At 56.5% G+C, this 22020-nt stretch carries 22 protein-coding genes; 11 read left to right on the forward strand and 11 right to left on the reverse strand.

Annotated features, from left to right (window positions below; translation table 11 throughout):
* Positions 1 to 70: 70 nt before the first annotated feature.
* Positions 71 to 1264: an MFS transporter gene (locus tag Q4D85_RS08825; RefSeq protein WP_303199773.1), complete on the forward strand. Its 1194-nt coding sequence runs from the start codon at positions 71 to 73 to the stop codon at positions 1262 to 1264.
* 69 nt (positions 1265 to 1333) lie between these two features.
* Here the strand turns inward: Q4D85_RS08825 and Q4D85_RS08830 are convergent, their stop codons facing one another.
* Together Q4D85_RS08830 and Q4D85_RS08835 are read right to left on the reverse strand one after the other, a co-directional pair.
* Complete coding sequence (locus tag Q4D85_RS08830; RefSeq protein WP_303199774.1) at positions 1334 to 1798, reverse strand: hypothetical protein; 465 nt, start codon at positions 1796 to 1798, stop codon at positions 1334 to 1336.
* A 39-nt stretch (positions 1799 to 1837) separates the two neighbouring features.
* On the reverse strand, positions 1838 to 2305 hold the full coding sequence (locus Q4D85_RS08835; protein WP_303199776.1) for a hypothetical protein: 468 nt from the start codon (positions 2303 to 2305) through the stop codon (positions 1838 to 1840).
* Between the two features lie 171 nt (positions 2306 to 2476).
* Between Q4D85_RS08835 and ilvA the strand changes: the two genes are divergently transcribed.
* The gene (ilvA, locus tag Q4D85_RS08840) at positions 2477 to 3787 is read left to right on the forward strand and encodes a threonine ammonia-lyase IlvA (RefSeq protein ID WP_303199778.1); all 1311 of its coding nucleotides are present in this window, start codon (positions 2477 to 2479) and stop codon (positions 3785 to 3787) included.
* Between the two features lie 3 nt (positions 3788 to 3790).
* On the opposite strand, the gene Q4D85_RS08845 is transcribed toward ilvA, so the two are convergent.
* Positions 3791 to 5422: an alpha-amylase family glycosyl hydrolase gene (locus tag Q4D85_RS08845; RefSeq protein WP_303199780.1), complete on the reverse strand. Its 1632-nt coding sequence runs from the start codon at positions 5420 to 5422 to the stop codon at positions 3791 to 3793.
* Positions 5423 to 5511: 89 nt separating this feature from the next.
* Between Q4D85_RS08845 and Q4D85_RS08850 the strand changes: the two genes are divergently transcribed.
* From Q4D85_RS08850 to Q4D85_RS08860, 3 genes are read left to right on the forward strand one after another with little or no spacing between them, the layout of a single operon-like run.
* Positions 5512 to 6138: a YigZ family protein gene (locus Q4D85_RS08850; protein ID WP_303199783.1), complete on the forward strand. Its 627-nt coding sequence runs from the start codon at positions 5512 to 5514 to the stop codon at positions 6136 to 6138.
* Positions 6139 to 6149: 11 nt separating this feature from the next.
* Entirely contained in the window at positions 6150 to 6383 is a 234-nt protein-coding gene (locus Q4D85_RS08855) for a hypothetical protein (RefSeq protein ID WP_303199784.1), read from the forward strand.
* Between the two features lie 17 nt (positions 6384 to 6400).
* A complete protein-coding gene (locus Q4D85_RS08860; RefSeq protein WP_303199785.1) occupies positions 6401 to 6796 on the forward strand; it encodes an RNA-binding S4 domain-containing protein in 396 nt (131 codons plus the stop codon).
* A 20-nt stretch (positions 6797 to 6816) separates the two neighbouring features.
* Here Q4D85_RS08860 and Q4D85_RS08865 read toward each other — a convergent pair whose 3' ends face one another.
* From Q4D85_RS08865 to Q4D85_RS08890, 6 genes are all read right to left on the reverse strand, one after another.
* Complete coding sequence (locus Q4D85_RS08865) at positions 6817 to 7836, reverse strand: GTP pyrophosphokinase family protein (protein ID WP_303199787.1); 1020 nt, start codon at positions 7834 to 7836, stop codon at positions 6817 to 6819.
* A 73-nt stretch (positions 7837 to 7909) separates the two neighbouring features.
* Positions 7910 to 8608 (reverse strand): hypothetical protein, encoded by a 699-nt coding sequence (locus Q4D85_RS08870; RefSeq protein WP_303199788.1) that lies wholly within the window; start codon positions 8606 to 8608, stop codon positions 7910 to 7912.
* Positions 8609 to 8746: 138 nt separating this feature from the next.
* On the reverse strand, positions 8747 to 10066 hold the full coding sequence (locus tag Q4D85_RS08875; protein WP_303199789.1) for an exonuclease domain-containing protein: 1320 nt from the start codon (positions 10064 to 10066) through the stop codon (positions 8747 to 8749).
* A gap of 122 nt (positions 10067 to 10188) precedes the next feature.
* Entirely contained in the window at positions 10189 to 12642 is a 2454-nt protein-coding gene (gene glgX / locus Q4D85_RS08880) for a glycogen debranching protein GlgX (RefSeq protein WP_303199790.1), read from the reverse strand.
* Between the two features lie 15 nt (positions 12643 to 12657).
* On the reverse strand, positions 12658 to 13242 hold the full coding sequence (locus Q4D85_RS08885; protein WP_303199792.1) for a TetR family transcriptional regulator: 585 nt from the start codon (positions 13240 to 13242) through the stop codon (positions 12658 to 12660).
* 279 nt (positions 13243 to 13521) lie between these two features.
* On the reverse strand, positions 13522 to 13659 hold the full coding sequence (locus Q4D85_RS08890) for a hypothetical protein (RefSeq protein ID WP_303199793.1): 138 nt from the start codon (positions 13657 to 13659) through the stop codon (positions 13522 to 13524).
* Between the two features lie 86 nt (positions 13660 to 13745).
* Between Q4D85_RS08890 and Q4D85_RS08895 the strand changes: the two genes are divergently transcribed.
* Positions 13746 to 14405, forward strand: a complete 660-nt coding sequence (locus Q4D85_RS08895) for a hypothetical protein (RefSeq protein ID WP_303199795.1) — start codon at positions 13746 to 13748, stop codon at positions 14403 to 14405.
* A gap of 180 nt (positions 14406 to 14585) precedes the next feature.
* Positions 14586 to 15251, forward strand: coding sequence for a hypothetical protein (locus Q4D85_RS08900; protein ID WP_303199796.1), 666 nt, complete (start codon positions 14586 to 14588; stop codon positions 15249 to 15251).
* Positions 15252 to 15326: 75 nt separating this feature from the next.
* Here the strand turns inward: Q4D85_RS08900 and Q4D85_RS08905 are convergent, their stop codons facing one another.
* Complete coding sequence (locus tag Q4D85_RS08905; RefSeq protein WP_303199797.1) at positions 15327 to 16313, reverse strand: YbjN domain-containing protein; 987 nt, start codon at positions 16311 to 16313, stop codon at positions 15327 to 15329.
* A 481-nt stretch (positions 16314 to 16794) separates the two neighbouring features.
* Here Q4D85_RS08905 and hisD point away from each other — a divergent pair, with 481 nt between their 5' ends.
* The 4 genes from hisD to Q4D85_RS08925 all read left to right on the forward strand — a co-directional run bounded on the left by hisD (position 16795) and on the right by Q4D85_RS08925 (position 21236).
* Positions 16795 to 18105: a histidinol dehydrogenase gene (gene hisD / locus Q4D85_RS08910; RefSeq protein WP_303199803.1), complete on the forward strand. Its 1311-nt coding sequence runs from the start codon at positions 16795 to 16797 to the stop codon at positions 18103 to 18105.
* A gap of 101 nt (positions 18106 to 18206) precedes the next feature.
* A complete protein-coding gene (locus Q4D85_RS08915) occupies positions 18207 to 19316 on the forward strand; it encodes a histidinol-phosphate transaminase (protein ID WP_303199805.1) in 1110 nt (369 codons plus the stop codon).
* 41 nt (positions 19317 to 19357) lie between these two features.
* Complete coding sequence (gene hisB / locus Q4D85_RS08920) at positions 19358 to 19963, forward strand: imidazoleglycerol-phosphate dehydratase HisB (protein WP_303199798.1); 606 nt, start codon at positions 19358 to 19360, stop codon at positions 19961 to 19963.
* Positions 19964 to 20033: 70 nt separating this feature from the next.
* Entirely contained in the window at positions 20034 to 21236 is a 1203-nt protein-coding gene (locus tag Q4D85_RS08925; RefSeq protein ID WP_303199799.1) for an MFS transporter, read from the forward strand.
* Between the two features lie 138 nt (positions 21237 to 21374).
* Here the strand turns inward: Q4D85_RS08925 and Q4D85_RS08930 are convergent, their stop codons facing one another.
* The gene (locus tag Q4D85_RS08930; RefSeq protein ID WP_303199800.1) at positions 21375 to 21869 is read right to left on the reverse strand and encodes a hypothetical protein; all 495 of its coding nucleotides are present in this window, start codon (positions 21867 to 21869) and stop codon (positions 21375 to 21377) included.
* Between the last annotated feature and the right edge of the window lie 151 nt (positions 21870 to 22020).

A 22020-nucleotide genomic window follows, 5' to 3' on the forward strand; every position in this document is an offset into this window, starting at 1 on the left:
GCATCATTGCTACTAGTGCTTAGTTTGCCAATTCCCAACCAAGTAGATGTGAAACGACAAGGGGAGACCAGTGCCGCAGCGACACCGCCACAAAGGCGCGGTCACCCGCCTGGCGTGGCTTGCGTTTCTCGTGGGGCTGGCCGATTTCGTATTCGGCGCGGTGTACGTGACATTGATGCTGGAAGCGGGCCTCGATCCGAAACGATTAGGCGTTGGTTTTTTCCTCATGATGGCTATCGCAACAGTCGTGGAGATTTTCAGCGGCGACTTAGGCGATCGGTGGGGACACCGGAAACTCGCCTGTTACGGCTTGACGCTGTGGGGGCTGGCGTTGGTGCTCTTCGTCTACGCCGAAACCATGCCGCTGTTGATGCTGGGGGCGTTGACGGTGTGGTCTATTGGGCAAGCCTTGTACTCGGGTGCGCCGTTGTCGTTGACAATCAATGCGATTCCGCAGCAGGCAGTTACGTGGCGGGATCACGCGGTTCGGTGGCATAGCATTGCAGGGTGGATCGGCCGCAGTTGCGGCGGTGCCGTCGTGTTTTTCGGTGTCTGGGTGTTCGACTTCCGCCAATTAGTTGGTGGTGCCGGTGTGATTCTCGTGACCCTGGCTGTGTGGTTGGCGCTGAGATGGCCCGAGTCGGAGAAGCACGCGACAACATCAACGTTCACCGGATTTCTGGGTCGTGCTGCTACTGGTTGGAACCGCACAGTGACCGTGGCGCTTTGCGTGTCGATGATCGCCGCTGGTTTGCTCTCAGTCATTCTGTTTGCCTGGCAGCCGATGCTCAATGAAGTAGCGGGCATCGGGGTTGAAATCAACGGTTTGTCGCTACTGCTCATGACGATCTGCGCAGCCCTGGGCGCGTGGGGTTCTAACTGGAAGCTTTCCGCTTCGCGCTTAGGCCTCGTGTTGGTGGTTGGGCTTTGCGCCGTGTCCTTAAGTTTCGTGGCGTTCGGGGTGTATCCGGGTGCGGTCACCGCGATTGTTGCGGTTTTGTTGACGGAAGTGGTGATTAGTTTTTGTCTGACGACAACAGTGATCATCGCACACCAGAATTTCGCCGATGAACACCGAAACTTGCAGTGGTCGATATTCAGCGCGGCAATCGGAATGGCGATGGCCGTTACCGATCTCATTTTCGGCCCGGTGTGGTCAGCCTACGGGATGAGCGCGGCGGTTATGTATGTTGGCTGCGGATTCTTCCTGGCGGTGGTGGTTCTCGCCGCCGTGCTTGTTCACCGTAACGGCTCACTAGTTTGATCGGACACGCAAAAGCCGCAGCTGCCAACGGATTATTGGTGGCTGCTGCGGCTTGTTGTAGATGATGCTTTAGGAAGACCCGGTTGCCTCTTTGAATTGGGCGATGTTCTGCGAAGATGTTTCGCTGGAAAGCCGGTCGGAGATCAGCTGGGAAATGGCGCCGCCCGGGCCGGAACTGAGTGCGTCATGGATGGTGCGGTTAAATTCCTTTAGTCCCAGCCGGTAGATATGAAACGCGGCGAAGACTGCGGTGCCGATGCCGCCGACGAGGAGAAACAGGTCCAAGGGAGTACTTCCAGAAGAGGACCAACCAGTGTCGGAGGACTTGTTTGACGTCACAGGTGGCTTCGGGGAAGGAACGTCAGGTGTGGTGGTTTCACTGGCTTTGGCTGTGCCGGTAGCTGTTGCCGTGGCTTTGGCTGTGCCGGTAGCCGTGGCGGTTGTTTCACCAGTCGCTTCTTGGCTGACGGCTGGCGCGATGGAACCGAGGGCCACTGCGGTTACGGTGGTTAAAGCGATGAGGGTGCGTTTCATGAAAACCTACTTAATCTTGCGGAGACTTTCCTGGCGTTGTTAGCGACGCAGGAAATCCTTGGCGCCAGGAATGAACTTGAAGACAACAACAAGCGCACCAGCGATAGCGCTCAACAGGGAAACGACGGCGGTGGCGATCTTCAAGTGGTCGGCGTCCATTGAACCCAGGCGAATCAGGGAACCTTTGTCGTCAAAATCGAGGGAACCGGAATTAGAGCCAGGGCCAGGCGCGCTGCCCTTATCCTTATCGGTTTTATCGTCAGAGCTAGCGCCAGAGCCGGAGTTGGTGTCGTCTTTCTTCTTTCCGTCGTCCTTGCTGTCGGAACTTGCGGCGGAGTTCTCCGAAGATAGGGTGGTGGTTGCTTCGGTTGCGGTTTCCTGGGCAAAGGCTTGGCCGGGGGTGAGCAATGCGACGGCGGTCAGCGCGGCGATTGCGGTAGTACGGATGGCACGCACGGGGATCTCCTCAAATAAAACTGGGATGATGTCACGATCAGTTGTAGTCAATGGCCTAGGTTATCAGGTCGAAACTGTTATTAACAGTAATTAGGTGTTGAAAGCCGCAAACTCTCACCTGTCTCACCGAACGTGGTGCGATCGGTTAATAGCGGGGCTAATCGTGCGGTTGGTTGATGCTGGTTGTATTCGAAGTATGGAAACGGTCTATGCTGTAAGGCTATGAACAAAACCGCAGAGCATTCGACCGCCACTGCTAGCTCCTTCGCCGATGAGGCGATCCACGCTGCCGATATTCAGCTGGCACAGGCACGAATTTCTGCGACCATCGCCCCCACGCCGCTTCAGTATTGCCCCCGGTTGTCCAACCTCACCGGCTGCGAGGTGTACCTTAAGCGCGAGGACCTCCAGGACGTGCGTTCCTATAAGATCCGTGGCGCGGTCAACGCCATTTCGCAGCTTGACGACGCCCAACGGGCCGCAGGTATCGTTGCGGCTTCTGCCGGTAACCACGCCCAAGGGGTGGCGTTGGCGTGCCGGACGATGGGGATAACCGGGCACATTTTCGTCCCGGCTGCCACCCCGAAGCAAAAACGCGATCGGATCATGATCCACGGTGGCGACAACGTGGAATTGGTGGTCACCGGCGCCAATTTTGATGAAGCGTCCCAAGCAGCGCACGCTTTTGCCAAAGAAACCGGCGCGACGGTGGTGGAACCTTTTGCGGACCGGGATACCATTATCGGCCAAGGTACGGTCGCCGCCGAGATTCTCGCGCAGCTCAGTGCCTTAGGCAAGTCGCCGGACACGATTGTTGTTCCAGTTGGCGGCGGCGGATTGATTTCCGGCGTTTTAAGCTATCTCGCGGAATTAGCGCCCCGCACCGCGGTGGTGGGGGTGGAACCCAAAGGTGCCGCGAGCTTGGCGGCGGCGTTGGCGGCAGATGGGCCCGTGACCTTGGACAGCATCGACCCGTTTGTCGATGGTGCCGCGGTTAAACGAATCGGCGATCTTAATTACAAGATCATTGAGGCTAACCTCGGTAGGTTGCACCCTATGGTGGTGTCGGAAGGTGCCGTGTGCACCGAGATGATCGAGCTGTATCAAAACGAGGGAATCATCGCGGAACCGGCTGGGGCGTTATCGGCCACGGCCTTGCACGAATTAAACCTCACCCCAGGTGAAGTGGTGGTGTGCATCATTTCCGGCGGCAATAACGATGTACTGCGGTACGCGGAAGTGGTGGAGCGTTCCTTGGTGCACCGGGGGCTGAAACACTATTTCCTCGTGAATTTCCCGCAAGAACCGGGGCAATTGCGTAGTTTCCTATCCGATATTTTGGGCCCAGATGACGACATCACGCTTTTTGAATATCTCAAGCGCAATAACCGGGAAACCGGGACCGCATTGGTGGGATTGCAATTGGGTAAGGCCAGCGACTTCGACGGCCTTATTGAGCGCATGGAAGCCTCCCGGATCACCTGCCAGCACTTGAAACCTGGCACCCCGGAATACGAATTCGTCGTGAGCTGATTTTTAAGGCAGCGCAAGCCACAGCACCGACCACGGGGCGAGGGCCACGGTGCCACCGAGGCTACTACCCGCTTCATGGGTTGCCGGGGAAGCGAACACCACGGTAGATTCCGCCAAGCGGATGGAAGGCGCGAGTCTGTGGCAATCCTCTTCCGTCAGGTCCACCGGTTCGTGAGAGCAATTCGCCAGCAACGCGTGGTCGGCACCCACTAACGCAATCACGGAACCTCCCGGAATATGTGCTACTTCCTGGGAACGGATCGGGTGGGAGCGTCGCAAAGCTAAAATACTGCGGTAGCCATCTGCCACTACCGGGTCGCCGCGAAAATCCAACACTGCCTGGTAAAACGCCTCCGGTGAGGTGGGATCAATCGGTGGCTGCGTCAAACCGTGTTCGATAAACATCCGGCCACGAAACCACACAGTGTCGTGGCGAAGCTGCGCGCTTTCGTGGTCGCAAAAGAACGGAAACGGCGTTTGGGCGCCGTATTCTTCACCCATAAACAGCATCACCCACGCATCAAGGGCTGCGATTAGGGCGATCTTGAATATTTGTTGCTCCGCAGAAAGCGACATGCTTGGCCGATCTCCCCGTGGCCGATTTCCCACCTGGTCGTGGGTGGTGGTGTACACCACGCTCGGGTAGCGTAACTGCAACTGCGCAACCAGTTGTTCTACCTGGCCAAAGTCGGCGAAATACGCGTGCGATTCCCCGGACACCACGGTATGCAGGGCATGATGCAACTGGTCGTTCCACTGGGCGTCGACAGGCAAGTTCGCTTCGTCCTGCAAATCCTCGGCGATCATCACCCCGGGCAGCTCGGAAAATTCCCGAAGGATCCCTTTATCGGCATAGGCATGCGTTGCATCAAGCCGCAGCCCATCAACCCGAAACTCCGTCAACCACCGGTTCGCCGCCGATAACACATAGTGCCTAACCTGCGGGTTACTCAGATTAACCCCAGCACCCCACGGCGTATCCGCAGTGGAATACGGACCGAAGGCGTTGACGTAATTGCCCTCCATTCCGAAGTGGTTATACACCACATCAAGGATCACCGCGATGCCGTGGGCATGCGCCGCCTTCACCAACCGCTTTAACCCCAGCGGCCCGCCATAGCGCTCGCTAACCGCATGGAACAGCACACCATCGTAACCCCAATTCCATCTCCCACTAACCGGCTGCACCGGCATTAACTCAATGGCAGTCACCCCCAACTCCGCCAGGTACGGCAATGCGTGCTCCACCCCGGCAAAATCACCGGAATCAGAAAACGTCCCAACATGCAGCTCATAGATCACGTCGAAACACGGCTGAAACGCACCGTCCGCACCCCAATCGACATCGGAATCCACAACAGCGCTGAAACCCGCCACCTGCTCTGGTTGCCACTGAGACTCCGGATCGGGAAGCACCTGCGTCCAACCAGTGGACTTCAGAAGCCGAAACCCATAGCGATCCCCATGCGCAGCCGGAGCCCTAACGTGGAAAAACTCACCTTCATGGGCCATCGGCAGCGATTCACCCCGCAACACCAATTCCGCCGATTCGGCATACGGCGCCCACAATCGAAATTCCCGAACCTTCCGGCCAGCCGAATCAAAGGTGGGTGGATAAACCAGCGAAATAGACATGCCCCCAAGTTTAACCAACAAGCACAGGTGAGAGGTGAAGATTGTGAGCCTTTTAAAAAGCCGGTGGCGGTGTTTTAGACTAGCAACCTATGTACCGCCGCCCCGTAGCTGATGAAGAATTCTTCCACCAACTGGAAATAAAACGCTCAAAATTTCTCACCTTCATCACCCGCGTGGAATCGGAAACGAACGCACGAGCATTCATCGCCGACATCAAGCGCCGCTACCCGGATGCCAGGCACCACTGCTCGGCCTATATCTACCACGTCGACGACGCCAACCCCGTCGAACGATCCAGCGACGACGGCGAACCCTCCGGCACCGCCGGAACCCCCATGCTTGACGTGCTACGCGGTTCCGGGATGCTGGACATCGCCGCCGTCACCGTGCGGTACTTCGGCGGCATTAAACTCGGCGCCGGGGGACTAGTACACGCCTATTCCGACTCCGTCGCCCAATGCCTCCCCCTTGTCCGCGCGGTCACTCGCAGCCGCAAAGAACTATATACCGGCCACTTCAGCCACGCGGCGGCAGGACGGGTGGAATCGGAACTACGCAGCCGCGGCATTGCCATCTACGACGTCACCTACGGCGCAAACGTCACCATCACCATGGCGATAGAACCCGGCACCTCCGACGAACTCACCGGCCAGGTAGCCGCCCTTTTGGGCGAACAACCACACTTGCGTTCCTCCGGCAGTGCATGGGTGGAATAGAATAAGAAACCATGACACTTCAACCACGTCCCAGCAATCCCATCGAACAACGTAAACAAGCCGTTCGGCGGTACTCCCGGCTGGCGCTGCAAACCGGCGTCGGTACCGTCGGTACCGGATTAGTGCTCTGGGCTTTATCGGGCCAGCTATCGGTGTTCGTATTTTTCCTCCTGCTCGGCATCGCCGGTGTCGGGTACTTCTGGCGCAAGGTCAACCAGATCGTCAACCACAAAGACAACTACTAAAGACCGTAAGGCCACGCATGACACTGGACTTTTCAGCACACTCCGAACCGGTACGCATCGACTCCTGGGTGTGGGCGGTTCGGCTGCTGAAAACCCGTTCCGCCGCCGCAGACGCCTGCAAGGCGGGACACGTTAAACTCAACGGCCATTCGGTGAAGCCGTCGCAGCAGGTAGTCCCCGGCGACACCGTCACCGTATGGGCGGATCACCGGCTCCGCACGGTAGAGGTTGTTGCCACCATTAAAAAACGAGTCGGCGCACCCCTAGCCCGCAGTTGCTATATCGATCATTCGCCGCCACCGCCGGACAAAGAGATCATCCTCTCCATGCCGCGCCGGGATCGCGGCGCCGGTCGGCCGACGAAGAAGGAACGCCGTGAAATCGACCGGCTTCAGGGGATACGCCGCCGCTAGGGCGTTTTACGCAACCGGCATTAGGAAGTAGGGGATTCCTCGGTCATTGCGGCTTTCAGCTGCGCTAACCGCTTGCGCAGTCGACCGCGGCGCTGGGCAGAATATTTGCCAGTGGTTCCGGTGCGTTCGATGTGTTGCTGTCCGTATTTATCCAACAGCAGATCATCGATGATGCGCACATGCCCCGGCTGGAACCGGTACCCGAGAGCACGTTGCACCCGCTCGACGGCTTTATCGGCAAGCAAGTCTTTGAGCTGGGCGACCGTGGTGATCCCATTGGCGTGCAATAGTTCTTCCAGCCACTGGTAATGCTCTGACCGGGACTGGGGAAAACGATTTCCCTGCAACACGGTCAGAACCCCAGGTAGCGTTTTGGCGCTGAATTCGACGTCAAAATCGGAATCGCTTGAAACGGGGGCGGGTTCTTTCACTGCGGCGATCATGTCGAATTGCTGATCCGCCAATTCGATGAGTCCGGCGGCGAGGGTGAACGCGCGGTCCACTTCCGGGGCCAGTTCGTCGCCGCTTCGTTTATACCGAATGTCGTGCTCAAATTCCGCCCAAGCGTGTTGGAGGACGGTTCTAATCTGAACCTCAAATTCCCAGCCGATATAGTCGCGCAGTTCTTCGACACGGGTATCGACTTTGAGAATAAGATGATGCGAGCCGTATCCGAAGTCGCCGGTTAACCGGGTTTGCGCGGCCTTGTCGACGCTGCGCACCACCTCGAACATGTCGCTTAATGCGTCGACAATCTGCGGGATTTCCGCGGAATGATAGGTGGTGATTCGTACCCCGATGATGTCGTGAATATCGGACCACGGATCGGGATAGACGAGACTGTTGTCGGCGCGGCGTTTCTTGGCCTTGGCGCGCAGCGACCGCCATTCTTTGATCCGGACGCTGATCCTGTCGTAGGTGAGACCGAATTCCGAAAGAACATCCTCGATGGCATCGGAAAAATCTTGCGCAGCCGTGGGGTGGGCTGAAAGAAATGCCTGGTAGTTGCGGTGCAACTGGGAAATATTGGCGCTATTCACGGGGCTTGTTCTTTCGGTTTTACTAAAACGGTCGACGTACCAGCAAGACAGGATACTCAGTTTCGGCAGTTTATCAAGCGACCCGCCGGATTAAGGATTGTGCTTTTCGACGCCTTGCCGTCGCCGGCAGCGTTGCGGTGACCGGTGGTGCCGGTTGAGATGCCGGTGGCCGTGTAGAAGGAAAACCACCCCGGTAATAGACCCGCTGGGCACTGGTAGGGCGAAACATTTCGGTACTTGATAACCACGATTCGATGTCCACACGATCGTCCCGTAAGCCGACCGCCAAGAGGATGTCGGTTGTTGGTAGGTAGAAGCACACCTCCTCGCCGATGAGAGTGCAAAGGTGAAAATACAACGTATTAAACGTATGCGGGTGTGCCAGCCAGGCGGTAGGGGAGCTATGGCGAAAATCTACCTGAAGCCCCGGTGTTTTCTGGTCGCTGAGAAACCTACTGGGGCGAGTGCGAACCGCGACCCCATAACCATCACATTCCAGTGCAATCATATTCGTCGCGGCCCGGTTCCACGCCTGGCGCGTGGTCAGGTTCATGGCGGCTAGCGCCTCGTGACTGAGGATCGTCGAACCGCACCGGAATTGCGCCCGCAGCGTGGCCGCCAGTGCCACTTCGGCGGGAACCGAATGGTAGCCATCCGTGCTGCGTTCGTCGGCATTTGCGTCACCGGATTCAACCAGAGTCAAACCCAAATTGGCTGGTGCAAGTTGCGCCGATGGTGGTGTGATTGCGGTGGAAATGGATGCGACAGTCATGAGCCAAACCTCGTTTCGTTAAAAACCCTTTATATTGTTTGACTCACTCACGTGGCGGTTTGGTTCCCTGTTGGAGGAAAAAACTTTCCGACCGCCCCCAAAAATGGAATTTTCCTAGCCGTTTTTATGGGTGGGTGATTAGAACGGTGGTTGATCGTCGGCGGCATCTTCGACGGATAGCCCTAATGCGTCGAAAAGCTGGGCGGATTGCCACATGACGATGTCCTGTCCCTTGTCGATGAGCTCTTCGGCGCGTTTTTGTTTGGACGTTACCGAATCCCACGGCCCCATCACCAACATCGTGGTTTTCTTGGTCACATTCTTGCCGATGGTCGCCCCAACCGCCGCCATTTTCTCCCACAGCAGGCCCTTATCGAACGGCTCGAAATCACCCGTCAAGGTGACGTTATGGCCGAATAGTGGGTGGTTCGGGTCCGCCTCCAGATTGGCCGCCGGAATGACTTCCGGCGTGGCAGCTTTCGCCCAGCGCGGCTGCGGCGCGGACCGGCGCTGCGGCTTCTCCTCGGCTACGTCGGTTGTACCGGTTTGCGCAAGACGCGTTGACGGCGGATTATTCAGCACCGGGTAAACCCGCTTGTCGTTGAGATTGCCCATACTGAAACCGAAGCTAGAAAACACTTCGTTCAACGAACCGCTGTAGCCAGCGCGCAACGCCAGATTGACGAGAATCCCGGCGCAGGCTTCCGCATCGGCGGCCGCATCGTGGTGTTTACGCAGCGGAACGTCTAAGAAATTCGCAACAACCGGCAACCTGTGGCTTACCACCCCCAACTTTGCCGCGCGGGAGGCCGCCAGCGAGCAGGCGAAATCCCACTTCGGGGTCGGAACCTGCGCGGCAGCACAGGCGCGGGAGAACGCGGTGAAATCGAATTGGGCATTGTGCGCCACCAGCGGCGACTGGCCAACGGCAGCTACAACTTCGGCGAGGACTTCAGCAAACGGCGGGGCATCGGCGACATCTTCCGGTTGAATGCCATGGATTGCGATATTGGCCGGGTCGAATTCGCTCAACGACGTCGGCGGCTGACACAACCAACACTGTGTCTTGCCAATGGCACCGTCGATAACCTCCACGATGCCAATCTGGCAGATCGATCCCCAATCCGCGTTCGCGGTTTCGACATCAATGCCCACGAAATTCAAGCCAGGCACCGCACCACCGGCTTCGCCCCGCAGCGCGGCGGACACGGCGGCAATGAACGCTTCTTGTTGCTGCGTCGTCCCCGGCGCGAACCTGAAAATCTGAGGTATTCCGCTCAGCTGCACCCAGCCTATGGCATGCGGGGTGGGTGCGACGACGGTTTCTACCGTGGTTGTGTCCGAAAGGCTAAACGTGCGATCGTCGCTACCGAGCGCAGCTGCGAGGAGGCTTGGGCTGAGCCTGATTCCATTGTTTGTCACATGCAGCGTTGCACCGTATGCGGCGATTGTAGACATCTACTTTTAACCTTTCGTTGTCTTCGACCCTAAGTTGTAAAGCACGGAGACCCAAGCTTACACACCTTTGATGTGACAAAGTTGTGCAAGCTCTTTTCCCAGAAAGCGGCGCTGTGGTGCCGTTAGCGGCGCGTTTGATCGTAGGTGGCGGAGTTGATCGAGTAATCGTCGATGGTCGATGGTGGGTTGCTTGTCGACGCCACCCTGGGTGTAGCCTGGCTTGTTGTCCGTTCCTTGCGGCTTCCAGGAATGGAGGTGCCGAAGTATCGCTCGTGGAGATCGTCGCCATTTTGCTCGGAGTGCTGCGTCGGCGGCTCGTGATCCTCACCTGGGGGATTCGAATTCATCTCGCACATCATTGCGTCGGAGTCTCCGGAGTGGTCATGGCCGTCCTGTTCGCACTTGACGTAGGCCTCTGGAACCGGGGATTCGATCTGGCGGAAGATGATGATGGAGCGGGCGGGTACGACGATGGAACCGTCGGCCGCGATGGTCTTGTCTTCCACCGGGTAACCAGTGTTCTCGGTGGTATCGACGATGAGTTTCCAGCTGCGGCCGAATTGCTTGCCAGGCAGGGTGAATTCGATGTCATCCCAGTGGGCGTTGAACATCAACAGGAATGAGTCATCTTTGATCGCCTGGCCGCGGTCGTCGGGTTCGGCGATGTTCCGACCGTTGAGATACACCATCAGCGATTTGCCAAAGGCGAATTCCCAGTCGCCTTGGGTCATGAGCTTTCCGGATGGCACCAACCATGCAATATCGCGGTCGGGTGCGTCCGCGCCAAGGGGACCACCGGCGAGGAAGCGACGTCGCCTAAATACCGGGTGGTTAGCGCGGATGCGGATCAGGCGTTTCGTGAAGTCCAGGAGGTCCTTGTTGGTTTCCGTCAGGCTCCAATCCATCCATGCCAATTCGTTGTCTTGGCAATAGACGTTGTTATTGCCGTTTTGGGTGCGGGCGATTTCGTCGCCATGCGCAATCATGGGGGTGCCTTGGCTGAGCAGCAGGGTGGTGAGGAAGTTGCGGCGTTGCCGGGCGCGTAATGCAATGATCTCCGGGTCTTCGGTGGGGCCTTCTACGCCACAGTTCCACGACCTGTTGTGTGATTCGCCGTCGCGGTTGTCTTCGCCGTTGGCCATGTTGTGTTTTTCGTTGTAACTGACCAGGTCGTTCAATGTAAAACCGTCGTGGGCGGTGACGAAGTTAATCGAGGCGGTGGGGCGGCGTCCGTTATTGGCGTAGAGGTCGGAGGAACCGGTGATGCGGGAGGCGAACTCGCCAAGCGTCGAGGGCTCACCCCGCCAGAAGTCCCGTACGGTATCCCGGTATTTTCCGTTCCATTCCGTCCACAAAGGTGGGAAGTTGCCTACCTGGTAGCCGCCTTCGCCGACATCCCACGGTTCGGCGATGAGTTTGACTCGGGATACTACTGGGTCTTGCTGCACGAGGTCGAAGAATGTTGCTAGCTTATCGACGTCGTTAAGCTCCCGGGCTAATGTCGAGGCGAGGTCGAACCGGAAGCCGTCGACATGCATTTCGGTGACCCAATACCGCAACGAATCCATGATTAATTGCAGCGAATGCGGATCGCGCACGTTCAGGGAGTTACCGGTGCCGGTGTAATCCATGTAGTAGGCCTTGGAGCCGTCGACAAGCCGGTAGTAGGCTTCGTTATCGATGCCCCGGAACGCGATGGTTGGGCCGAGGTGGTTACCTTCGGCGGTGTGGTTGTAGACCACGTCAAGGATGACTTCGATTCCGGCTTCGTGGAACGCCCGCACCATGCCTTTGAATTCGGATACCGCCCCACCCGGCTGCCGGTTTGCCGCATAATCCTGTTGCGGCGCGAAGAAACCGAATGTGTTGTACCCCCAGTAGTTGCGCAGCCCAAGTTCACGCAACCGGTCGTCTTGGAGGAATTGGTGCACCGGCATTAATTCGATAGCCGTGACACCCAGATCTTTTAAGTACTTGATAATCGCCGGATGAGCCAGCCCCGCGTAAGTGCCCCGAAGGTCCTTGGGGACATCCGGATGCGTCATGGTCATGCCCTTAACATGGGCCTCGTAGATGACGGTTTCGTGGTAGGGAATCTTCGGTGCCCGGTCGGAACCCCAATCGAAAAACGGATTAACCACGACCGATAGCATTGTATGGCCTAGGGAATCCTCGGTGTTGCGCGAGTTTATGTCGTACGGTTTGGTGATGTCGTAGCTAAACAGCGATGGGTGACCGTCGAATTCACCATCAAACGCCCGGGCGTAGGGATCCACCAATAGTTTGTTGGAATCACAGCGCTTGCCATTTGCAGGGTCGTACGGTCCGTGGATGCGGTAGCCGTAGCGTTGGCCGGGCTGGACGCCAGGTAGATAGCAGTGCCAGGTGTGGGCGTCGACTTCCTCTAAATTGATGCGTTCTTCGGTGCCTGCCTCGTCGATGAGGCAAAGCTCAACCTTTTCTGCAACGTCAGAAAAGATGGCAAAGTTTGTTCCTGCACCGTCGTATTTTGATCCCAGCGGATAAGCATCGCCGGGCCAGATTTTGCGTGCGGAAGCCGTGGGTGAATCAGTCATAGCGCTATTTTAGCGCTAGATGTGAGCTAATCCGGTGGTGATTATTGTCAAACCCATCCCAAATTGTTTTTCCGCCGCCAATTGTGCCTGTACCAGCGGGTTTTCCTCAGTTTCTATCGCCCCCACTTGAGGTTCCGCGGCGATTCGCAGGTACTCCGTCTGCTCAAAAACTGTTGCACCGACAACAAAATGCAGTGCAGTGGCGACCCCGGCGGCAGGTGCTGAGTCCGGTAGCGTCGCGGCGAATACTTCTAATACTTCGCTGCGCAATTGGGAATTGGTGAGCGCGGCACTTACCAATTCTGCGCCGTCGCGGTGCTCCAACATTGATAGCCGCATATGCATGCAGGCTGCGGTTAGGTTCTCGTGTTCGACGGCGGCGCCCGCGTCTAGGAAATCGGCAAGGATTGTGCGCGCGGTGGCGTCGATAAGCGCCTGCTTATTTTTGAAGTGCCAGTACAACGCACCGGGGGCGACGTCTAGTTGTGTCGCAACTCGGCGCATCGTCATATCGGCTAAGCCGAATGCGTTAAGAATTTCCAAACTGGCCGCAATAATCGAATCCTTGCTTAATTGCACGACCTTAATATTAGCTGTCATTCACTCGCGCCACCGGAAAGTTACCCGCGTGTATGCAACAAGGTTGCATACGCTTTGCCCTCATACGGGGCACGGGGTGCGCCCAGGTTGCAGATTGGGCAGGAATCTCTAGGTGGGTTTCACACTTTGGCCGGTAGCTTCGACTGAGAGTTTCGACTGGGAGCTGTGGCGGGGCGAAGTGCTGCTTTCGGTTTTAACGCTCTGTTAGATGGCATTGATTGTGAGTTCTGTGTCCATGCCATCGTGGGTACAACTGTGCTGTCATGCCGAAAACTACAGCTATGTGGCAACGGTGAGGTATCGGCAAGCTGGGTATTCGCTGTGGTCGGTCTGTAATAGCTGGGAATCGCTGGGAGGATTCTGCCAATTGACTGTGAACCGGTAGAAAACGAGGATTGCTTTGTTAAGCTGATCCACGCAACCGATTCTCACCGGGGAGAATACGCGTTTAAAAGATGTAAATACCTGATGTTTTAACATCACACTCAAAGGAGAAAATTACAGTGCAGAGCCGAATCCGCGTGAGCAACATGAAGAAAGTCGCATTCGCAGCCATCACCGCAAGTGCCCTTGTTCTTGCCGCTTGCGGTTCCGAAGAGGAGGCAACCACTGCAGCATCCTCCAAGGTTGCCGCAGCATCTTCCAAGGCGGTTTCCGCCGCTGCTGATGCCAGCACCACCGTGGCTGAAGAGATGAGCAAGCCAGCTGAATCCCCAACCGAAGAGACACCAGCTGCTCCTGAAGCAACCGCAATCCCTGAAGATCTCCAGGTCCCAGAAATCCCAGCCGTTGTTCACCAGCCAATCGAAGCTGCACCAGCATCCCCTGAAGACGCGGCAGCCATTGAAGGTTTGGTTTACGGCCTCAACAACGGCACCACCCTGCGTAGCTACATGGCCTACATCCCAGACAACTCCTGCCAAGCTGCACTTGACGCACACGGTGGCCGTGAAGCCCTCGACCTGGACAAGATCCCGGATGTTCCGATGAGCCAGGTTGAGCAGTTCGCACAGGCGAAGCCACACGTTGACAACGTGACCGATATCCGCGTTCAGGGCGACGTTGCTTCCGCTTCCGTTACCGGTACCTCCGACGGCGAAACCACCACCAACACTCAGCGCTTCCGCCGCGAGAACGGCCGCTGGACCTTCTGTGCTGAATAATCCCAGCTAATTGGTGAAAACCGTGGCTTGGAAATCCGCCACCTGACTCGAATAAAGACCGCGAGACGCACAAACTGCGCAGCGGTCTTTTTCGGTTTTACCAACTTCAGCCAATAGACTTTAGTTTTTCACGTATCGAAAATCGTCCACTCATCGACACTGCAATGAAGGCTCAGACGTATGCTACGCACCAAAAATCCGCATGAAACTATGGAGCGAATCTCGGCCCCGAACGGCGTGGGTGCCTACGCCAGTGTGGTTTTGGTCTGCATCTTTAGCTACGGAATATGTGCCGTGGGGTGGGGGTTGCTGCGGCCCCGGTACCTGGCCACGGTGCTTGATCAGCAAGGCAGCCTAGAGCTACAGCCGAAAGATAACGTCGAGTTCATCGGTTATTTCTGGTTCCTTGCCCTCTCAAGTTGCTTAGCGGCCGCCATCGCGATCTGGGGGTTTAAGAAATACCGGCCGCATCGTACCGCCATTTTCTTAAGCTGGATTGGGCTGTGGTGTGCCGTTGGTGCCATGGTGTTTCACTACGTGGGTGACATAGTGACAATCACTGCCTATAACATCCCAACGGCGGGGGATGATCTAGCGCCCGGCACTGAGATTAACTATGTGCCTCGATTGGTGCCGGGAATTTCCGGCTACGTTCTACCTGCTGCGGTAGCGACAACCGTGTTTTGGTTCCAGGTGTTTATTTTCGTCGACGACATAACCGCACCCGAATCGGGTGATTCAGTGGCAGAGCCGAACAAAGACGAAGATGAAGTCAATACCGTAGAAGATGCAGCGGCGGAACAAAAACCAACACCAAGCCTGACAGCCGCTGACGATAAAGCGTAAGGCCGCACGAACTGTCAGCGATTTAGACTAGCCGCGGTTGTACTGGGAGCACCCCGAGACTCATTCAGGGCGGTTTTACTCCGGCCAGCTGACGGCACAATATCCCTGAAATTCCACGCTGATGTAGTCGATCGCTGCGAGGATACAGTGGATTGCTAATCGGATATTCAACACCAATTGCCCGTCGGTGCAGCCCGCGCCGCAATCGGCGATATACTCCACCCGCAGCTGTAAACCGTCGGAATCGGTGACACAAAAAGACTTGGTTTCCGGGTGGTTTTCATTCCACTGATTACAAATCAGGGCAAGCTTCATGTATTCACGTTCCGCATCGCACCCAGTATCCCACTGGCCTTTGACCAAAAGGCTGGGCCCGGTTTCGACATAAAAACCCATGAAAATATCGTTGATCCACGTTGCGGCTGACACGTCGGTGCTGTTCGCTATTTCGATGTCCACGTCGCTGAGCCCAGCGACGATTCGGGAGACAGTCAGTGGGGTGGGGATTTCGCTGTCTGCGGGGAATTGCTCATAATGCTGGGGGAATCGGTTGCCTAAATTCGATGGTGCTTCGCCAAGCTCGGGGTGATGGTGCAGGAAGAAATCCACGGCCATCGTCGTGGATTCAAGCGCGGTTCGGATAAAGGACTGTAATTGCACAGCGGAGGTAGGCTCAGCCACCGCTAGGCTCGTGCGGAAATGCACGTGAACGCTGGCGTCGTCGGCAATGGTGAAGTAAGCGGTCGGGCCGACGCGTTCGGCGTTCCACTCGTCAACGGTTTTGGCGACGCTTCCCACCGCTGATAGATCCAACCGGCCATAAATGTCACCTTGAATATGGAGCATGCGTGTGTTGTGCGTTGCAAAGCTGAAGGCGACGTGGTGATGTGGCCAAAAGGAATGTGCAATATCGATGGATTTAGCAGGATCGATCTCGGACACACCACCGACGGCACGGTAGGTATAGCCCAGTGTTTCGATAGCTCGTTGAACCGCGTACGCGTCGACGCTCAGCGGCAAATTTTCATCATGATTGCTATCCGGGTGGTTGTTCTGTGCCATCGTTTCCTTTGACGAGAGTGGGGTAGGGGGCGGGACGATAAAGAGTAAGGTTTTGAAATTTATGGTGTGCGCAAAACCTTACACCCGCAACCTGACATGACCGACGATCGGCGTATGACCAGCTGATTGTGGGCATTCGCGCAGAAGTATCGCCTACCTGAATCCGTGCTTATGGCAGATGTTGCGGGAGTTTGTTCCTGGGGTGTGGACACACTCAGTTGTCGACATGGGATGCTCGCTTGTCAACGTGGTTTGCTCGCTTGTCGACGTGTCCTGGTGGGTGGGGTTTCGGGGCGGGCTGAGGTGAAGGATTCGCCCGTTACTGCATATAATGAATGTTTCTGCATTAAATTGTGGTTGGTTCTGACGTCATCTGCCCTGTTCGGGGTTAAAAGCCATACGATGCAATTGGGCTGGTGTCGGGCTAATGACACAATAATGTGAACCTGTGCAGTTTTCTTCTCAAGCGGAAAGGCAGACCGTGCTCAACGTCATCGACCTTCGGGGCAGCGTTCCTACCACTCACCAGCTTCGTCGGGTACTACCGCGCGGTGGCACCGATGTGGCAAGCGTTTTACCAGTGGTGCAACCAGTGGTTGAAGACGTCAAGCACCGAGGCGCGACAGCGGCCTTGGAATACGGCGAGACATTCGATCAGGTGCATAACGAGGCCATTCGCGTGCCCCAAGCCGCTATTGATAAAGCCGTAGCGGATCTGGATCCGCAGGTACAGGCGGCATTAATGGAATCGATTCGGCGGGTGCGCCAGGTCCATGCGGATCAGAAACCACAGGAGCACACCACCGAGTTGTATCCGGGTGCCACCGTGACCGAGAAATTCCTGCCGGTAGCGCGGGTGGGGTTATACGTACCAGGCGGTAATGCGGTATATCCATCATCGGTCATCATGAATGTCGTGCCCGCCCAGGAGGCTGGTGTGCAGTCTTTGGTGGTGGCATCGCCGCCGCAGGCTGATTTCGATGGCTTGCCGCACCCGACGATCTTGGCTGCCTGCGGACTATTGGGTGTGACTGAGGTATGGGCTGTGGGCGGTGCCCAGGCGGTTGCCCTGTTAGCCTATGGGGACGATGACAGCGATTTGGAGCCGGTTGATATGATCACCGGACCGGGAAATATCTACGTCACCGCGGCTAAGCGCCTGGTCACCGGCGTTGTGGGTATCGATTCGGAAGCTGGCCCCACCGAGATCGCGATCATCGCGGACGATTCCGCGGACCCCGTGTGGGTGGCCTACGACCTCATTAGCCAGGCGGAGCACGATGTCATGGCTGCCAGTGTGCTGATTACGGATTCGGAGCAATTGGCGAATGCCGTCACCGAAGAGGTGGAAAAGCGCTACGGAGTGACCCGCAACGCTGAGCGGGTCGCCGCGGCGTTGCAAGGGCAACAGTCCGGCATTGTGCTTGTCGACGACATGGCCGCCGCGATCATCGTTGCCGATGCATATGCCGCCGAGCACTTGGAAATCCATACGGAAGATGCACGTGGTGTGGCGGAAAAAATCACGAACGCGGGCGCAATTTTTGTCGGCGGGTTCTCACCGGTGCCGTTGGGGGATTATTCCGCTGGTTCCAACCACGTGCTGCCCACCTCCGGCACGGCGCGGTTTAGCGCAGGCTTGTCGACGCACACGTTCTCCCGTCCGGTCAATCTCATCGAATATGACGAGGCGGCGTTGAAGGAGATTTCTGAAACCGTCATCACCTTGGCCGATGCCGAGGATTTGCCAGCCCACGGCGAGGCGATTCGTGCCCGCTTTGAAAACCTTTAACCCCTCAACCAACTAGCTTTGTGTGGATTACTTTACGGAGACTAAAAGTGGATAAAACTACGACCGCCGAAACCGGGGACCTGCAGACGTCGACAAGCGATATAAGCACGGCGAACGTGACGCTTGCCTCGCTGCCGCTGCGGGAGGAACTGCGTAACGAAAAAGCCTACGGGGCACCGCAATTAGATGTCGCTGTCCGGCTCAATACCAACGAAAACCCGTACCCGCCATCGGCGGCACTTATCGCGGAATTGACGGAGTTGGTGCAAAAACAAGCCCAACAACTCAATCGCTACCCCGAGCGGGATTGCGTGGAATTGCGACAGGAACTGGCACGGTACATCACTGGCCAAACCGGCGTGGCAGTCACCGAAGATAACGTCTGGGCAGCCAACGGTTCCAATGAAGTTCTGCAGCAATTGCTCCAGGCGTTCGGCGGTCCGGGGCGCAAAGCCATGGGATTCCAGCCCAGCTATTCCATGCACCCGATCTTGTCGACCAGCACATACACCGAGTTTATTTCCTGCGATCGACGCGCGGATTTCACCATCGATTGCGACGCGGCGGTGGCGGCGATCGCTGCGGAGAAACCCGATATTGTGTTTATCACCTCACCGAATAATCCCACCGGTGACGTAACCAGCCGGGCCGACATGGAGCGAATCATCGAAGCCGCCGACGGCATTGTCATTATCGACGAGGCCTACGCCGAGTTTTCCGAACAGCCATCAGCGGTGGAATTGATCGCCAAGTATCCCACCAAGGTGGTGGTGTCGCGCACCATGAGCAAAGCATTCGACTTTGCCGGCGGGCGGCTGGGGTATTTCGTCGCCCACCCAGCCTTCGTCGAGGCGGTGCTGTTGGTGCGGCTGCCGTATCACTTGTCGGTATTGTCGCAGGCCGCAGCGATAGCGGCATTGCGGCACAGTGCAGATACGTTATCAACCGTGGCAACGTTGGTGGCGGAACGAGAACGGGTGCAATCGGCCTTGACGGAATACGGCTATGAGGTAATACCCAGCGAGTCGAACTTCCTATTCTTCGGCACTTTTACGGATCAGCACCAGATGTGGCAGGAATTTCTAGATCGGGGAGTGCTCATCCGCGACGTCGGAGTGGCCGGATATCTTCGGGTTACAATCGGATTGCCAGAAGAAAACGACGCATTCCTTTCCGCCGCGAAAGAACTCGCCGGAACCCACCACCCGTAACGGTACCCCACCCACTACTACTTAGAGGAAACTTAAGCCCTATGACTTCGCCACGAACCGCGACGGTGAGCCGAACCACCAGCGAATCGGATATTACGGTCACCATCAATCTTGACGGAACCGGCACAGTAGACATTGATACCGGCGTGCCGTTTTTCGACCACATGCTCACCGCGTTCGGGGTGCACGGCGCCTTCGATCTTCACGTCTTAGCCAAGGGCGATACCCACATCGACGCCCACCACACGGTAGAAGACACCGCGATTGTGCTCGGCCAAGCAATAGCCGAGGCAGTAGGCGATAAGCGCGGGATTAAGCGATTCGGTTCCTTCCAATTACCGATGGACGAAACCCTATGTGAGGCCGTGGTTGATTTCTCCAATCGGCCCTATTACGTGGGCACTGGCGAACCCGATTATATGATTACTTCTGTGATCGGTGGGCATTACCCGACGGTCATCAACCAGCACTTCTTTGAAACACTAGCTACCCACGCCCGCATAACGCTGCACCTGCGGTGCATTTATGGCCGCGACCCACACCACATCACCGAAGCGGAATTCAAAGCCGTTGCCCGGGCGCTGCGCGGCGCATTGGAAGCCGATAGTCGGCTGACAGGAATTCCATCGACAAAAGGCGCGCTGTAGTACCAGGATTTGGGCACAGCACTACCACTCGTGTTGCGAACGACACCTGCGGTATAAAAGAATGCTCGTTATGCATTCTTCACCCCCAAACCTGAAACTGTGGCAGATCCCCGGACTGATCCCGTCGTTTATCGCGGTGGGCGCAGCATTTGGCAGCTGGTCATTGCTACTGCCGGTAGTGCCGCTGGCGGTTTTTCAATCTCATGCAGGTGGGGCAGAAGCGCTCGCGGGTGCCGTCACCGGTGTTTTCATGGCGGCGACGGTGCTCACACAAGTGATTACGCCCGCGCTGCTACGGGGGCTCGGTTACCGACCAGTGGTGTTGTTCTCCGCGGTGATGCTGGGAATACCGGCGCTCGGCCACATAATGAGTTTAGAGGCAGCCCCGCTTTTGCTGGTCTCCGGGCTACGGGGCGTGGGGTTTGGTGCGTTGACAGTAGCCGGTGCCGCGCTCATGGCGGAATTGGCACCGCCCGCACTATTAGGCAAAGCCTCCGGGCTGTTAGGTTTGACGGTTGGTTGCGCAAAATTGATGTGTCTTCCGGCCGGAATGCTCGCAGCGGAGCGATTCGGATTTACACCCGTGTATGTGGCGGCGATGGTCGTCGGATTAATTGCCGCAGTGGTGTGTTTGTGGATTCCACGGCTTAAGGCGGCACCTGTCGGTGGTGGCCCTGCCCGTGCAGCCACACCAACCTGGCGGGCGGTTGCCCTGCCCGCGGCAGTGATGGCTGCGATGGCGGTGGGGTTTGCCGCCGTGTCGACGTTTTTCCCAGCAACAGCACAACAGGTTGAGCCCTCGTCTGGGGTCCGTGTCTCCGCCATTGCGCTGTCGGTTTTAGGGTTGCTGGAGATGGTCTCCCGATTTGGCGCCGGAATTATCGCCGATCGTCAGGGATTCGCCGGAAGCGTTACCGTACCGGCTTTGCTTGTCGGCTGCATGGGCTTAGCTGCGGTGTCCGGGGTGGTGGCGCTGGGATTGTCCGTTTGGTGGCTGGTTGTGGCGGCAGCGGTATTCGGTGCGGGCTTTGGTGCGGTGCAAAATGAATCCTTGTTGCGCATGTTCCAACGTTTGCCGAAGGAAAAACTATCGTTGGCTTCTGCGGTGTGGAACATCAGTTTTGACGCCGGAACCGGTTGCGGCGCGTTCCTTCTGGGATACGTGGCGCACGCATTTTCGCTTAGCTGGGTTTTCTACCTCGCCGCAGCGATAATTTTCGTGGTTACGATCATGACAGTGGTCCTTGCCAGGCCTAGAATCCGGGACTCTTAACTAGTCGGGGATTCAATTGTTGTCGTGCGCCTTACAATGCCGATGACCGTAATTTTGGGCTGTCATCGCGTTGAGTGCAGGCAGGATCAGGTTAGCAAACTCTTTAAAGATGCATCGGGATTTTGGTGGAAATTCGCATTACGATTTTGCCCATATTAATAACAGCCCAATTATTATGGACAGTGCACTCATAAACGAGAGTCCACACCCCATGAATAGTGGACTTAACCGCACTTTTTCGGTTCTATCTTCGTCGGTTTCCGGGTACGGGTTTTTACCCAAATTCTCCCGAATAAAAGGCATGAACGATCCTTTTCCAAATGGGAGCTTATAACCGCTGAATCTGAACCAGTCCCCTAGGAAAAGTGCTAGTACTACAAACGAAACCAGGGTTATCAAAAAAGGTATATCACCCTCACCGACCCAATAATCATTGTAAAAAATTAGGCTCAATAACGATGCAGGAATCAGTCCTACCATAAAAGATAACGCCAATTCAAAAATGAAATACCATCCGCCAAAAGGGTTCCTTTTTAACTCATCTTTCCTATGGTGCTCATGGCGAATGACGTATATGAATGATGGTACGAAACCAAGGAAAATGAAGATCACTTCTGGGGAAAGAATGCTCATATTATTGGGGTTTTCTTGCATTAATGTATCTGCGTCTGAAATTTTCAGACATGACGGTAGCAGGCAACTACCAACGTTATCAGTGCGATGACGAGCGGGATGAGAGACAGGCTGCATCCAAGAAACAGCCGGGTTGGTTTAGCGTTTGTTG

Origin of the sequence: Corynebacterium sp. (assembly GCF_030532965.1) — a bacterium.
Classification (GTDB): domain Bacteria; phylum Actinomycetota; class Actinomycetes; order Mycobacteriales; family Mycobacteriaceae; genus Corynebacterium.